We start from the raw sequence: 13,842 nt of genomic DNA on the forward strand, positions 1-13,842 counted from the left end.
TACGCCACCCGGACCGAACTCGGTTGCGGGGTGCGGGAGAATGATCCGGTTGTGCAGATCTCCTACCCGCCGGCCCTGCCGGTCTCCGCGCGCCGTGACGACATCGCGGCTGCCATTCGCGACCACCAGGTCGTCATCATCGCGGGCGAGACGGGGTCCGGGAAGACGACGCAGCTCCCCAAGATCTGCCTCGAGCTGGGCCGGGCCGCCGACGGCAAGCTGATCGGGCACACCCAGCCGCGCCGGATCGCGGCCCGCTCCGTGGCCGAGCGGATCGCGGAGGAGCTCGGCACCGAGCTGGGTGACGTGGTCGGCTACCAGGTGCGCTTCACCGACCGCACCTCGCGCCAGTCGCGGATCAAGCTGATGACCGACGGCATCCTGCTCGCGGAGCTGCAGCGCGACCGCCAGCTGCGCAAGTACGACACGATCATCATCGACGAGGCGCACGAGCGCTCCCTCAACATCGACTTCCTGCTCGGCTACCTCAAGCGGCTGCTGCCGCGCCGGCCCGACCTCAAGCTGATCATCACCAGCGCGACCATCGACGTCGAGCGCTTCGCCCAGCACTTCGACGCACCCGTCGTCGAGGTGACGGGCCGGACGTTCCCGGTCGAGATCCGCTACCGCCCGCTCCTCGAGCTGCCCGAGGCCGACGCCGAGGGCGAGCCGGTCCAGCGCGACCAGACCGAAGCGATCCTCGCGGCGGTCCGCGAGCTGTCGGCCGAGGGTCCGGGCGACGTCCTGGTCTTCCTGCCGGGCGAGCGCGAGATCCGTGACACCGCTGACGCCCTCGACGCGCTCAAGAGCGACCGGCTCGAGGTCGTGCCGCTCTACTCCCGGCTGTCCGCGGCCGAGCAGCACCGCGTCTTCTCCAGCCACAACATGTCCGTACGGCGCATCGTGCTCGCCACCAACGTGGCCGAGACCTCGCTGACCGTGCCGGGCATCCGCTACGTCATCGACACCGGCGTCGCGCGGATCTCGCGCTACTCGCTGCGGACGAAGGTGCAGCGACTGCCGATCGAGCCGATCAGCCAGGCCAGCGCCAACCAGCGCTCCGGTCGCTGCGGCCGTGTCGAGGCCGGCATCGCGATCCGGCTCTACTCCGAGGAGGACTTCGAGGGCCGCGCCGAGTTCACCGACCCGGAGATCCTGCGCACCAACCTCGCCAGCGTCATCCTCCAGATGACCTCGCTCGGGCTCGGCGACGTCGGCCGCTTCCCGTTCGTCGAGCCGCCGGACAACCGCAACATCAAGGCCGGCATCGAGCTGCTGGAGGAGCTCGGCGCCCTCTCGACGCTGGTGGAGCGCCGATCGCCGGCGAGCGTGTCGAAGCCAGGTCCGCCCCCTGCCGGCCCCACCCTCACCAAGCTCGGCCGACGCCTTGCCCGGCTGCCGATCGACCCGCGACTCGGCCGGATGATCCTCGAGGCCGAGCGCCTCGGCTGCGTCCGCGAGGTCATCGTGATCGCCGCGGCGCTCAGCCTCCAGGACCCGCGCGAGCGCCCGGCGGAGATGCAGGCGCAGTCCGACCAGCAGCACGCCCGCTTCAAGGACGAGACCTCCGACTTCCTCACCTGGCTCAACCTCTGGCGCCACATCAAGGAGCAGCAGCGCGAGCTCAGCTCGAGCGCCTTCCGCCGGATGTGCAAGCGCGAGTTCCTCAACTACCTGCGCGTGCGCGAGTGGCAGGACTTCGAGTCGCAGCTGCGCCAGGTCTGCAAGGAGATGAAGGTCGACCTCGGGCAGCCGGCTGACCTGCCCGACGCCGACGGCATCCACCAGGCGCTGCTGTCGGGGCTCCTCAGCCACATCGGCGCCCTCGAGGAGCGGGCGCAGCCGAGACCGGGCGAGCGCAAGGCGATGCGGGAGTACGTCGGGGCGCGCGGCGCGCGCTTCGCGATCTTCCCGGGCAGCGTGCTCAAGGGCCGCAACCCGGCCTTCGTGATGGCCGGCGAGCTGGTCGAGACGAGCCGGCTGTGGGGTCGCCAGAACGCCGCGATCAAGCCGGAGTGGGCCGAGACACTGGCCGCCCACCTGGTCAAGCGCACCTACTCCGAGCCGCACTGGTCGGCGAAGCGGGCGTCGGTGATGGCCCACGAGAAGGTCACGCTCTACGGCGTCCCCCTCGTCGCCGACCGGCTGATCACCTTCGGCAAGGTCGACCCGGCGCTGTCACGCGAGCTCTTCATCCGGCATGCGCTGGTGCAGGGGGAGTGGCGCACGCAGCACGCCTTCTTCCACACCAACCGACAGCTCCTCGACGAGGCCGAGGAGCTCGAGCACCGCGCCCGCCGGCGCGACATCGTGGTCGACGAGGAGACGCTCTTCGACTTCTACGACGCCCGCGTCGGCCCCGAGGTCGTCAGCGGCGCCCACTTCGACCAGTGGTGGAAGCGCGAGCGCCGGACGAAGCCCGACCTGCTCACCTTCGACCCGGAGATGCTCACCCACGCCGGCGCCGACGAGGTCCGCGCGACCGACTTCCCGACCAGCTGGCACGACTCCGACGAGGTCGGGCTGACCTTCCCCATCAGCTATCACTTCGAGCCGGGCGCGGCCGACGACGGCATCACGATCGAGGTGCCGGTCGCCACCCTCAACCGGGTCGAGGCGGCCGACTTCTCCTGGCTGGTGCCGGGCCTGCGCGAGGAGCTCGTCACCGAGCTCATCCGCAGCCTGCCCAAGAACCTCCGCGTCAACTTCGTTCCGGCCCCCAACAAGGCGCGCGAGTTCCTCGCGGCCGTGCCCGCCGGCGCTGAGCCGCTGCTCGACGCCCTCGAGCGCTATCTCGTGGCCGGCACCGGCATCGTCGTCCCCCGCGACGCGTGGGACTGGAGCAAGGTTCCCGGCCACCTCCAGCCGACGTTCAAGGTCGTCGACGAGGACGGTGGCGAGGCCGCCCGCGGCAAGGACCTCGAGTCGCTCAAGGAGCCGCTGCGACCCAGCCTCGAGCAGGCGATCGCCGACGTCGCCGCCGACTCGGGCGTCTCCGCGACCGGCCAGACGAGCTGGACGTTCGGCACCCTCGAGGAGTCCTTCACGCAGCTCCGCGCCGGCCACGAGGTCCGCGGCTTCCCGGCCCTGGTCGACGAGGGCAGCACCGTCGGCGTCCAGGTCTGCGCGTCCGCTGTCGAGGCCGCTGCCCGCCACCGTTTGGGCGTACGCCGCCTGCTCCTGCTCGCCCTCGGCGGGTCACCCACCGTCGACCAGCTCGGGCTCGACCAGTTCAGCATGCTGGCGCTGGTCGCATCGCCGTACCCGACGGTCGGCGAGCTCGTGGACGACGTCCGCGCGGCCGTCGTCGGCGACCTCGTCGACGCGCGTCCGGAGGTGCGGGACGAGGCGGCGTACGACGCCCTGCTGGCCGTCGCCCGGCGCGACCACACGGCGGCGGTGACCGCCTGCGTCCACGACGTGATCCGGGTGCTGGGCGCGTGGCGTGCGTGCGACAAGGAGCTGTCCGGGCGGGCCGAGCTGCTGACGCTGCCGGCGCTGACGGACATGAAGACGCAGGTCCAGCGGCTGATGTCGCGCGGCTTCATCGGCGAGGCGGGAGCCATCCAGCTGCGCGAGCTCCCGCGCTACCTCGCAGCGGTGCAGCACCGCCGCGCCAAGCTGGACGAGCAGGTCGCGCGCGACCGGCAGCTGATGGACCAGATGGCCGACCTGCAGGACGCCTGGCTGCACCAGGTCGCCGCGCTGCCGCCCGGTCGACCGCCGAGCGCCGGACAGCGCGCCGTGCGCTGGCTGCTGGAGGAGTACCGCGTGTCGCTGTGGGCGCAGCACCTCGGCACGAAGGGCTCGGTCAGCGACCAGCGGATCCGCAAGGCACTCGCCGCGGGCTGAGCGGCCGGCGAAGTCAGTGGGGCACGCCGGACCGGGAGCGCCTCACGGCGCGTGGCCGCTCGTAGCGGCTAATTTTGGGACCCGGGGCTGCCGCGATCCGGCGTGCTCCGGGGGAGAGTCTACGTCGAGATCTCGCTCAGGCCAGCGCACCGCGGAGCTCGAGGTGGCCCGCCGCCTCGAGCTGCTCGGCGAGCGTGAGCATCCTCACGGTGTCGGCGTGGATCGAGCCCGCGACGGTGGCGCGGCCGGTGGCCACGACCCGGGCGAATGCGGAGGCGCGGAGCAGCGTGACGGCGAAGTCGCCGACGATGCCGCGCAGCACCTCGTCGATCATCGACTTGACCTCGTCGGGACCGGGTGGGTCGGCCACCCCCGCCACCACGCGCGCGACCTGGGCGCCGGCCAGCCCGGCGTCGTACTCCGCAGCGACGGCCGACGGTGAGCGGTGCACCCACGCTCGGAGGACGTAGAGCCGCCACAGGCAGCCCGCCAGCGTGTCGGCCGGGGCGCCCGACCACACCTCGGCGAGCGTCTCGAGACCCTCGGTGTCGGCAAGGTGCAGCACCCGCTCGACCAGGTCGTGGTCGTGGGCTCCCTGGGCCCCGCGCACCAGCAGCGTGGCGGCGAGGTCACCGGCCTCGCGGATCGCGGCCGGGTCGGCGCCGTCGCTGATCTCCTCGAAGAACGTCGCGCCCGGAACGGACGGTCGGTGGTGTCGGGGGGAGTCGGAGTCGGGCATCCATCCACTCTAGGAGCCGCCCCTATGCTCATGGCCATGTCGAGCGAGACCTACGCCCCCGAGATCGACGGCGAGCCAGATCCCGGCGAGGTCGTCTGGGCGTGGGTGGCCTACGAGGACGATCCGTCGCAGGGCAAGGACCGGCCGGTGCTGGTGCTGCGTGTCGAGGGCGACGGCTGGGTCGGGCTCTATCTCTCCAGCCAGGACCACGACCGCGACGCCGCCGACGAGGCGGCCCACGGTCGCTTCTGGATGGACGTCGGCGCCGGTGGCTGGGACTCCGAGGGCCGCCCCAGCGAGGTGCGGCTCGACCGGCTGGTCCCGCTGACGCGTGATGGCGTACGGCGCGAGGGAGCCGCCCTCGACCCGGTGCTGTTCGCCCAGGTGCTCGAGGCAGCCGGACACCACGCGGCGCAGTGACCGGCGGCCCATTAGGGTTGCCGAGGCAGGACAAGGCAACGGGAAGCAGGGCACGGATGACGCGGCGGCTGATGGCGATGACGGCTGCGCTGGTGCTCAGTCTCGGGCTCGCGGCCTGCTCCGAGGAGCAGCAGCCCGCACCCGAGCCCACGCCCAAGCCGAGCGCGGGCACCGCCGAGGAGCCGCGGACGCTGACCTTCGGCGCCTTCGGCCACCCCACCGAGCTCAAGGCCTTCCAGCGCGTCGTCGACTCGTTCAACGCGACCTCCCAGACGCGCGAGGTCAAGCTCGTCACCTGGGCCAACCACGAGCAGGCGCTCGAGTCGGTCCTCGAGGGCGACGCGCCCGACGTCTTCCTGACCAGTCGCCGCGACCTGCGACAGATCGCCGACGCCGACGCGACGCGGCCGGTCGGCCTGCTGCTCGACGAGCGTGGCGTCGACTTCGGTGACCGCTTCTCGCGCGACGCCGTCGACGCGTTCGCCTACGAGGACGAGCTGCAGTGCATGGCCTACTCGGTCTCGCCGATGGTCATCTACTACAACGACGACCTCATCGACTTCGACAAGATGGAGCGCCGGGGGCTCGACGTACCGTCCGTGAAGAACGACGTGCGCAGCGACCGCTGGTCGCTCGCGGAGTTCGCCGCCGCTGCCCAGTTCGCGACGCGCCGCGGCAAGGTCGACGGCGTCTGGATCGAGCCCACCCTGCGCGGGCTCGCACCCTTCATCTACTCCGGCGGCGGCCAGGTCTTCGACGAGGACGACGACCCCACCTCGCTCGCCTTCTCCGACGACGGCACCCGCTCGGCCCTCGACCAGACGCTGGCGATCCTGCGCGACACGACGTTGACGCCGAGCGCCGACGAGCTGCGCAAGGCGACCGCCCTGCAGCTGTTCAAGCGCGGCAAGCTCGCCATGATCGCCGGCTTCCGCGACCTCGTCCCCGAGCTGCGCGCGGTCGACTCGCTGTCCTTCGACACCATCTCGATGCCGGTCATCGACTCACCCGCGACCGTGGGCGACATCGACGGGCTGTGCATCTCCGCCGACTCCGAGCGGGTCAACGACGCCGCCGACTTCCTCGCCTACGCCGTCTCCGACGCCGCGCTCGAGATCGTGACCCGCACCGGCTACATCGTCCCGGCCAACACCGAGGTCGCCGGCTCCGACGCCTTCTTGTGGCCGGACCGCCAGCCGGCCCACGCGTCGGTCTTCAACTCCGCGATCCGCGGCATGATCATCCCGCCGCTGCTGGCCACCGGGCCCGAGCTGGAGACGGCCGTCTCCCCGCTCCTGGACGACCTCGTCACCAGCCCCGGTGTCCTCGACCTCGAGCTCGCCACCGAGGAGATCGACAATGTCTCCCGCTCGGTGCTCGACCCCGAGTCGTTCACCGAGTCGCCGGCGCCGTCGGAGTCCCCGACCGACTAGCGCTCAGGCGTCGGGCTCGGCCACGGCGTCGGGCTCGGGCGGTGAGGGCTCGACGTCCCCGGCGAGCACGGCCCCGGTGAGGGCGCCGGTGACCAGGGTGACCTGCCAGGGGCGGGCGCCGTAGCCGGTGAGCTGCTCGCGCAGCGCGTCGGCGAGCTCGGCCGGCTCACGGGTGGTCGGCGGCGACCACATGGCGCGGCGTACGAAGTCGGGGGTGAGGAGGTTTTCCACCGGCAGGTTGTGCTCCTCGGCCAGCGTGAGCATCGAGGCCCGCGCCGCCTTGAAGCGGCGGTCGGCGACGATGTCGCGGTCGGCCCACATGCGGGGGTGCGGCGGGCCGTCCACGCGCGGAGTGCGGGTGGGCAGCTCGTCCTCGGGCAGCTCGCGGACTCCTGCCAGCACCTCGACCCAGGTGCGGGAGTAGCGCTCGGCGCCACGGCCGTGGAAGCCGGGGGTGCCCAGCAGGGCTGCACGGTCCGCGGGGAGTGCGGTGGCCGCCGCCACGATCGCAGCGTCGGGGATGATCCGCCCGGGCGTCACGTCACGACGCTCGGCGATCTCGTCGCGGGCCTCCCACAGCGCTTTCGCGGCGGCGAGCGATCGCCGACCACGCAGGCGGTGGACGCCGGAGGTGCGTCGCCAGGCGTCCTGGCGGACGGTCGGCTCGAAACCGAGGAGGTGGTCGAACTCCTGGCGGGCCCACTCGGTCTTGCCGGCCTCCTCGAGCGCGTCGACCATCAGCTCGCGCAGCTCGAGCAGGACCTCGACGTCGAGCGCGGCGTAGTCGAGCCACGCCTTCGGCAGCGGCCGGGTCGACCAGTCGGCAGCGGAGTGCTCCTTGCGCATGCGCTGGCCCAGCAGCGTCTCGACGAGCGTGGCCAGCCCGACGCGGGGATAGCCGAGCAGGCGACCGGCCAGCTCGCTGTCGAAGATCGACGCCGGCTCGAGGCCGACCTCGCGCAGGCACGGCAGGTCCTGGGTCGCGGCGTGCAGGATCCACTCGGTCCCGGCCAGCGCCTCCTGGAGCGGGCGCAAGTCGTCGAAGGCGATCGGGTCGACCAGCCAGGTGCCGGCGCCCTCGCGCCGGAGCTGGATGAGATAGGCGCGGGAGGAGTAGCGGTAGCCGGAGGCGCGCTCGGCGTCGATCGCGACCGGCCCGCTGGCCGCGCCCAGAGCGGCGCACGCCTCGGCGAGGGCCTCGTCGGTCTCCACCACGTGGGGCAGGCCGTCGCGCAGAGTGAGCAGGGGTGCGAGGGGTGGCTCGTCGACCGCCGCCTCTGTCGTGGGTGCTTCGTCCATCGTCACGAGCCGCGCTGACCGCGCCGGCTCGGGATCGCCGTGACGCCCTCGGGGACGGGCGGGAGCCCGGCCGAGGTGCACAACAGCTCGGCCCACGCCTCGACGTGGGGGCCGAGGTCGAGCGGCTTGTCCTCGTCGGTGGCCACGGGGGTCCAGGAGGCGCGGACCTCGATCTGGGCGGTGCCCTCCTCGTCGGCCATGCCGCCGAAGCTCTCGGTGGCCACGCTCGTGACCGTCCCGGACATCTCGGCGTAGACCGCGCCATGGGCCTCGAGCGCCTCGCTCAGCCACGACCAGCCCACCGCCGCCAGCATCGGGTCGGAGATCAGGTCGGGGTCGATCTCGGCGCGGGCATAGACCACGCACCGGAAGGTGCCGTTCCAGGCCTCGTTGCCGGCGGGGTCGTGGAGCAGGATGATCCGGCCGGTGCCGAGGTCGACGTCGTCGAGCGTGACGTCGGCGGACAGGGCGGAGGAATAGGGCGCGATGCGCTGCGGGGCCGGCATCTCCTCGCAGAAAACCTCGGGCCGCAGGGCTGCTGCGCGCATGCTGGCGACCGCCGCGCGGAACTCCGCAGGCCCAGCACTCGACTCCGAGTGCGTCTCTTGACGCGCCACCATGGCTCCACAGTAGGTCAGTGGCGGCCGGTGGCGATGTGCCGCCACGCCGCCTGACCTGCGAAGATTCCTCCGTGACAGCCTCCACCGACACCCAGTCAGACGGCGGGCTCGCCGGCAGCGCCTTCCTGGCCGCGGCCCGTGGCGAGACCCCGAGCCACACGCCCGTGTGGTTCATGCGGCAGGCAGGCCGGTCGCTGCCCGAATACCTGAAGATCCGCGAGGGCGTCGGGATGCTGGAGTCCTGCATGGACGCCGACCTCGTCACCGAGATCACCCTGCAGCCGGTCCGCCGCTACGGCGTCGACGCGGCCATCTTCTTCTCCGACATCGTGCTGCCGCTCAAGGCGGTGGGCGTCGACCTCGACATCAAGCCCGGGATCGGCCCCGTCGTGGCCTCCCCGGTGCGCACCCTGGCCGACGTCGAGGCGATTCCCGACCTCACGCCCGACCACGTCCCCTTCATCACCCAGGCCGTGCAGCAGCTCGTCGCCGAGCTCGGCAGCACGCCGCTGATCGGCTTCGCGGGCGCGCCGTTCACGGTCGCGTCCTACCTCGTCGAGGGCGGGCCCTCGAAGGAGCACGCGAAGACCAAGGCGCTGATGTTCGGCGCCCCCGACGTCTGGGACGCGCTGATGCGCAAGATCGCCGGCATCGCCGCGGACTACCTCCGCATCCAGGTCCAGGCCGGCGCCAGCGCCGTACAGCTCTTCGACTCGTGGGCCGGTGCGCTCACCCCCGGCGACTACTCCGAGCACGTCATGCCGCACTCCGCGCGCGTGCTGGCCGCGGCCGGCGAGCTCGGCGTGCCCCGCATCCACTTCGGGGTCGGCACCACCAACCTGCTGGGGCTGATGGCCGAGGCGGGCGCCGACGTCGTCGGCATCGACTGGCGCACACCGCTGGCGGACGGCATTGCCCGTGTGGGTGACCGCGCCGTGCAGGGCAACCTCGACCCGACGCTGGTCTTCGCACCGACCGACGTGATGACGGCCCGGGCCGCCGAGATCATCGACGCGGGCCGGGCCGCCAAGGGTCACATCTTCAATCTGGGTCACGGGGTCATCCCGTCGACCGATCCGGGTCAGCTCAAGGCACTCACGGAGTTCGTGCAGGCCTACCCGGTCTGAGCCTCACTCGTAGTCGTTGATCGCCCGCACGGTCAGCGCCACCATCACGGCCATGGCCAGCGCGACGACCACGAACCCCTTGCCGAGCACGGCCCACTGGAACGTCGGGTCGAGCACCAGCGACCGGGCCGCCTCCATGAGGTAGGTGACCGGGTTGAACGACGCCGCGATCTCCATCAGCCGGCTGAGCTGGTCGCGGGGCACGAAGTTGGGCGTGATGAACAGCAGCGGGAAGAACGCCATGCCGCCGGCCTGGGTCGCGGCCGCGCTGCGGCTCTTGAGCGCGATCAGCTGCATGAAGCCGCTGAAGACCACCGCCCACAGTGCGATCAGCACCAGCAGGACCGCGAAGCCGGCGACGCCGCTCGCGACCCGGACGCCGAACGGCAGCGCCACGAGCACCATCAGCGCCGTCAGCGCGAGGCTCTTGATGCCCTCGGACCAGAGCCGGCCGAAGACGATCGAGACCCGCGAGATCGGGGCTGCGCGCAGCTTGTCGAAGTAGCCGCCCTCGATCTCCTCGACCAGGAACAGCGCGGAGCTGCCGAACGACGCGGCCAGCAGCAGGGACGTCGGCAGCTGGAACGCGGCATAGCCCTGCCCCTGCAGGAAGGCCGTGGTGTCGGCCTGGAAGATCTTCGAGACCTGCCCGGTGTTGACCACCAGGAAGAACAGCGGGATGAAGATGGTCGGGATCAGGGCGTCGGGGGTGCGCAGCGACTCGCGCACTGCCCGCCCGCCGAGAACGGTGGTGTCACTCATGCCTGGACCTCCTGTACGTCGCCTGCCACCCGGGCCCGGCTGCGACCGGTGGCGTCGAGGAACACGTCGTCGAGCGTGGGCACGGAACCGTCACCGCGACGGCGTGCCAGCTCGTCCTTGAGCGCGGCGGGGGAGCCCTGCCGCACGATGAGGCCGTCGTCGATGATCGCGACCTCGTCGCAGAGCTGGTCGGCCTCCTCGAGGTACTGCGTGGTGAGGAAGACGGTCGTGCCCTGCTCGTTGATGCGCCGCACCTCTTCCCAGATCGTCAGCCGGCTGGCCGGGTCGAGGCCGGTCGTCGGCTCGTCGAGGAAGAGCACCTCCGGTCGGTGCACGAGCGCCGAGGCGAGGTCGAGGCGCCGCTTCATGCCGCCGGAGTAGCCCTTGACGTTGCGATCGGCCGAGTCCTCGAGCTCGACGAGGCGCAGCAGCTCCTCGGTCCGCTCCGCGGCCTCGGCCGACGACATGCCGTAGAGCCGGCACTGCAGCCGGAGCAGCTCGCGGCCGGTCTGGCGCGGGTCGAGCCCGGCCTCCTGGAGTGCGACACCGATGCGGCGGCGTACGGCGTCGGGATCCGCCGCGACGTCGATGCCGGCCACCCGCGCGGAGCCCGCGGTGATGGTCATCAGCGTGGTCAGCATCCGCACGGTGGTGGACTTCCCGGCGCCGTTGGGCCCGAGGAAGCCGAACACCGAACCGGTCGGGATGGCCAGGTCGATGCCGCGCACGGCGTCGACCTCACCACCCTTGCCGCGGTAGCGCTTGACGAGGGCGATGGCCTCGACAGCGAGTGTCATGGGTGTCTCCTTCTGGTCTGTGGTGACTGTTCGATGTCTCGAGTGTCTCGGCGATGCAGGACAGTTCCTGTCCGCTGTCGAATCGGGCATGTCCACACCGAGTACATCAATGTCGTCACTGTAGACTTTGGCCATGACCACGGCAAGAGCGAGCTATCACCACGGCAACCTGCGCGAGGAGCTGGTGCGGGTCGCCCGCGAGCTGGCGCGCGTCGACGGGGCCGACGCGATCGGCATCCGCGAGGCGACCAGGCAGGTGGGCGTCACGGCGCGGGCGGCCTACCGGCACTTCGCCGACCGGGACGCGTTCGTGTCAGCGGTCGCGGTCTCGGTGCTCGACGAGATGGCCGCGACCATCGCGGCCCGGCAGGCGGACGCGGACGACGGGACGGCGTTGCTGACGGCGGTGGGCGAGGGCTACATCGCGTTCGCCCTCGACGAGCCGGGCTGGTTCGACGTCGCCTTCTTCGCGATGGGGGAGAAGCTGCAGGCGGGCGGGCGGTCGCCGTACACCCTGCTGGAGGAGTCGCTCGAGGCGCTCGTGGCCGAGGGGAGGCTCGCCGCCGACCGGGTCGGCGACGCCGCCATGACCTGCTGGTCGGGGGTGCACGGGTTCGCGACGCTGACCTCGCGCGGCCCGTTGCGCGCCCTGCCGCGGGAGACGATCGACGACCAGGCCCGCGTCGTCGTCGCCGACCTGGTCGCAGCCGTCACCCGACCCACGAAGGACTGAGGGGCTCAGCCCTTCGGGGTCGTCGTCTTGCGCGCGGTGCGGGTCCGGGTGGTCACCTTCACCGTGGGCGTCGCCGGCGGCTCGGCCTCCGGAGGAGCCTCGGCGGCCGGGGTCTTCGCGGACGCCTTGGCCGGCGTCTTCTCGGGCGACTTCGCGGCGGCCTTCCTGGGCGCCCTGGTCGCCTTCTTCGGCTCGGCGGCGGCCTTGCGCGGTGCCTTGAGCCGAACCTCGAGGCGCTTCGCGTCGCCGCGGGTCTCGAGGTAGGGCTGCGCCTGCACGAGGGCGGTCAGCTTGCTGTGCCCGAAGTTGCGCGGGTCGAAGGAGGCGTGGGTGCGGGTGAGGTGGTTGCCGATCTGCGACACCGTCACCCAGCCGTCCTCGTCGGCCATCGCGTTGATCGCCTTGGTCAGCGCGCTCTGGAGGTTGAGCGACGGCGACTCGTCTCCCGACTTCTCGTCGCCGGACCGGCCCTTCTCCTCGGGCTCCTCGGCCTCCTCGTCCGGCTGGGACTCCGTCATCAGCACCTCGAGCGCGATGAACCGGTCGCAGGCGTTCTGCAGCGACGACGGCGTGGTCTTGCGGCCGAGGCCGTAGACCTTCTTGCCGGACTCGCGCAGCCGCAGCGCCAGGCTGGTGAAGTCGCTGTCGCTGCTGACGATGGCGAACGCCTCGACGTTGTCGGCGTAGAGCAGGTCCATCGCGTCGATGATCAGCGCCGAGTCGGTGGAGTTCTTGCCGGTGGTGAAGGCGATCTGGTGCATCGAGCGGATCGCGCGGGCGTTGAGCTCGCGGGACCAGCCGGCCAGTCGTTGGTGGGAGAAGTCGCCGTACGCCCGCTTGATCGTGGGCGTGCCATATTTCGCGACCTCCTCCAGCAGCGCCTCGGCGTACTTGGGGGACGTGTTGTCGGCGTCGATGAGGACGGCGATCCGGGTGCCTCCGTGGAGGTCGGCTTCCATGCATCGACCATAGCCGCGCCGCTCGGTCGTCGAGGACGCAGCCACGTCGTCGGGGGCGTCACGGCGTGGCGGGTTCCTTTGCCGTACGACGGCGGGCACTGCGGCGTACGAACAACCACACGGGCAGCCCGAAGATCGCCAGCACGATCGCGAACGGCAGCAGGGCCCCGGTGATGGTGGCCATCGCCGTCGCGAACTCGCCGAGCGCCGACATGCCGCTCCTGAGCCCGGTGAGGAAGCCGGCGTCGCCGTCCTCCTTCCCCTCCTCGGCGGCGTGCTTGCGCTCGATGTCGATGGTGATCGTCGAGTCGCTGGTCTGGTCGGAGAGCCAGGCCTGCTGCGACTTCAGCGAGTCGAGCTCGGCCTGACGACGCGTCAGCTGCGACTCGATCCAGATGATGTCCTTGAGCGAGCTGGCCCGTGCGAGCAGCTGCTCGACCCGCCGCAGGCTGCTCTCCTGGGCGCGCACCCGCACGTCGGTGTCGATGACCTGGGTCGTGACGTCCTCGCTCGAGAGCTGCGACTGGCGCAGCTCGGCCGCCTTCTCCAGCTCCAGCATCGTCGCCGCGAAGGAGCTCGACGGCACCCGGATGACGAGTCGTGCGTACGTCGCCGTGCCCTCGTCGTCGGTCTGGGTGTTCTCCTCGGAGACCGTTCCTTGCTGGGCGTCCACGATGCGCTGGACGTCGCGGCGGGCCTTCGCCACGTCGGCGCTCACCAGCGACACGGTGCCGTTCGAGATGACGTGGCGCTCGATCGCGGGCTGTCGCGCCTTGCTGGCCGAGGTGCCGGTGACGGCGTCGCCGGTGGCAGCGTCGCCGGAGTACTGCCTGTCGAGCTCGGCGGCCCGGCTGTCGCTGCCCGCACCGTCGGAGCCCGCGCCCGCGGCGGAGGTCGACTCGCGGTCCGCGTAGCCGGCGTCGCTCTGGCCGCCGGACGAGCAGGCGGCGAGGCCGGTCATGAGGGTCGCCGTCATGGTGACTGCTGCGATGAGCCCGGCCTTCCGGCGCCGGTTGCGCGGGGAGCGCGGCTGGTTCCGCGTGAGTGTTGTCATGAGCGTCGGACGCCGTCGATCGGGCAGCCGGTTCCCTGCGGAGGACT

At 71.6% G+C, this 13,842-nt stretch carries 12 protein-coding genes; 5 read left to right on the forward strand and 7 right to left on the reverse strand.

Translation table 11 applies throughout. The features are described 5' to 3' along the window. The first annotated feature begins 51 nt into the window (after positions 1 to 51). A complete protein-coding gene (gene hrpA / locus C9J87_RS02095; protein WP_107704589.1) occupies positions 52 to 3,852 on the forward strand; it encodes an ATP-dependent RNA helicase HrpA in 3,801 nt (1,266 codons plus the stop codon). Positions 3,853 to 3,988: 136 nt separating this feature from the next. On the opposite strand, the gene C9J87_RS02100 is transcribed toward hrpA, so the two are convergent. Beyond that, positions 3,989 to 4,591 (reverse strand): hypothetical protein, encoded by a 603-nt coding sequence (locus C9J87_RS02100; RefSeq protein WP_107704590.1) that lies wholly within the window; start codon positions 4,589 to 4,591, stop codon positions 3,989 to 3,991. A 36-nt stretch (positions 4,592 to 4,627) separates the two neighbouring features. Here C9J87_RS02100 and C9J87_RS02105 point away from each other — a divergent pair, with 36 nt between their 5' ends. Further along, on the forward strand, positions 4,628 to 5,011 hold the full coding sequence (locus C9J87_RS02105) for a type II toxin-antitoxin system PemK/MazF family toxin (protein ID WP_198652218.1): 384 nt from the start codon (positions 4,628 to 4,630) through the stop codon (positions 5,009 to 5,011). 56 nt (positions 5,012 to 5,067) lie between these two features. Then, positions 5,068 to 6,444 carry an ABC transporter substrate-binding protein gene (locus C9J87_RS02110; RefSeq protein ID WP_010834057.1) on the forward strand — a complete coding sequence of 459 codons (1,377 nt, stop codon included), beginning with the start codon at positions 5,068 to 5,070 and terminating at the stop codon, positions 6,442 to 6,444. 3 nt (positions 6,445 to 6,447) lie between these two features. Here the strand turns inward: C9J87_RS02110 and C9J87_RS02115 are convergent, their stop codons facing one another. Together C9J87_RS02115 and C9J87_RS02120 are read right to left on the reverse strand one after the other, a co-directional pair. Continuing rightward, on the reverse strand, positions 6,448 to 7,743 hold the full coding sequence (locus C9J87_RS02115) for an HRDC domain-containing protein (RefSeq protein WP_010834056.1): 1,296 nt from the start codon (positions 7,741 to 7,743) through the stop codon (positions 6,448 to 6,450). 2 nt (positions 7,744 to 7,745) lie between these two features. After that, on the reverse strand, positions 7,746 to 8,363 hold the full coding sequence (locus C9J87_RS02120; RefSeq protein ID WP_036491206.1) for a DUF3000 domain-containing protein: 618 nt from the start codon (positions 8,361 to 8,363) through the stop codon (positions 7,746 to 7,748). Between the two features lie 71 nt (positions 8,364 to 8,434). Between C9J87_RS02120 and hemE the strand changes: the two genes are divergently transcribed. Then, positions 8,435 to 9,490, forward strand: a complete 1,056-nt coding sequence (hemE, locus tag C9J87_RS02125; RefSeq protein WP_051204236.1) for a uroporphyrinogen decarboxylase — start codon at positions 8,435 to 8,437, stop codon at positions 9,488 to 9,490. Between the two features lie 3 nt (positions 9,491 to 9,493). On the opposite strand, the gene C9J87_RS02130 is transcribed toward hemE, so the two are convergent. Both C9J87_RS02130 and C9J87_RS02135 read right to left on the reverse strand, forming a co-directional pair. Continuing rightward, positions 9,494 to 10,252 carry an ABC transporter permease gene (locus tag C9J87_RS02130; protein ID WP_010834053.1) on the reverse strand — a complete coding sequence of 253 codons (759 nt, stop codon included), beginning with the start codon at positions 10,250 to 10,252 and terminating at the stop codon, positions 9,494 to 9,496. After that, a complete protein-coding gene (locus C9J87_RS02135) occupies positions 10,249 to 11,049 on the reverse strand; it encodes an ABC transporter ATP-binding protein (RefSeq protein WP_107704592.1) in 801 nt (266 codons plus the stop codon). The genes C9J87_RS02130 and C9J87_RS02135 overlap by 4 nt, the downstream gene beginning before the upstream one ends. A 133-nt stretch (positions 11,050 to 11,182) precedes the next feature. Here C9J87_RS02135 and C9J87_RS02140 point away from each other — a divergent pair, with 133 nt between their 5' ends. Then, positions 11,183 to 11,782 carry a TetR/AcrR family transcriptional regulator gene (locus tag C9J87_RS02140; RefSeq protein WP_107704593.1) on the forward strand — a complete coding sequence of 200 codons (600 nt, stop codon included), beginning with the start codon at positions 11,183 to 11,185 and terminating at the stop codon, positions 11,780 to 11,782. Between the two features lie 5 nt (positions 11,783 to 11,787). Here the strand turns inward: C9J87_RS02140 and C9J87_RS02145 are convergent, their stop codons facing one another. Next, on the reverse strand, positions 11,788 to 12,741 hold the full coding sequence (locus C9J87_RS02145) for an NYN domain-containing protein (RefSeq protein ID WP_157953091.1): 954 nt from the start codon (positions 12,739 to 12,741) through the stop codon (positions 11,788 to 11,790). Between the two features lie 58 nt (positions 12,742 to 12,799). Further along, positions 12,800 to 13,717 (reverse strand): DUF4349 domain-containing protein, encoded by a 918-nt coding sequence (locus C9J87_RS02150; protein ID WP_157953092.1) that lies wholly within the window; start codon positions 13,715 to 13,717, stop codon positions 12,800 to 12,802. Positions 13,718 to 13,842 lie beyond the last annotated feature (125 nt).

This window comes from Nocardioides allogilvus (assembly GCF_003047285.1).
Taxonomy (GTDB): domain Bacteria; phylum Actinomycetota; class Actinomycetes; order Propionibacteriales; family Nocardioidaceae; genus Nocardioides; species Nocardioides allogilvus.

What these genes read in the sequence shown, in the direction of transcription:
- C9J87_RS02150 (WP_157953092.1), bottom strand. Translation starts at nt 13,717, where the DNA reads ATGACGGCGACCCTCATGACCGGCCTCGCCGCCTGCTCGTCCGGCGGC.
- C9J87_RS02130 (WP_010834053.1), bottom strand. Translation starts at nt 10,252, where the DNA reads ATGAGTGACACCACCGTTCTCGGCGGGCGGGCAGTGCGCGAGTCGCTG.
- C9J87_RS02115 (WP_010834056.1), bottom strand. Translation starts at nt 7,743, where the DNA reads ATGGACGAAGCACCCACGACAGAGGCGGCGGTCGACGAGCCACCCCTC.
- C9J87_RS02145 (WP_157953091.1), bottom strand. Translation starts at nt 12,741, where the DNA reads ATGGAAGCCGACCTCCACGGAGGCACCCGGATCGCCGTCCTCATCGAC.
- C9J87_RS02100 (WP_107704590.1), bottom strand. Translation starts at nt 4,591, where the DNA reads ATGCCCGACTCCGACTCCCCCCGACACCACCGACCGTCCGTTCCGGGC.
- C9J87_RS02105 (WP_198652218.1), top strand. Translation starts at nt 4,628, where the DNA reads ATGTCGAGCGAGACCTACGCCCCCGAGATCGACGGCGAGCCAGATCCC.
- C9J87_RS02135 (WP_107704592.1), bottom strand. Translation starts at nt 11,049, where the DNA reads ATGACACTCGCTGTCGAGGCCATCGCCCTCGTCAAGCGCTACCGCGGC.
- C9J87_RS02110 (WP_010834057.1), top strand. Translation starts at nt 5,068, where the DNA reads ATGACGCGGCGGCTGATGGCGATGACGGCTGCGCTGGTGCTCAGTCTC.
- C9J87_RS02140 (WP_107704593.1), top strand. Translation starts at nt 11,183, where the DNA reads ATGACCACGGCAAGAGCGAGCTATCACCACGGCAACCTGCGCGAGGAG.
- C9J87_RS02120 (WP_036491206.1), bottom strand. Translation starts at nt 8,363, where the DNA reads ATGGTGGCGCGTCAAGAGACGCACTCGGAGTCGAGTGCTGGGCCTGCG.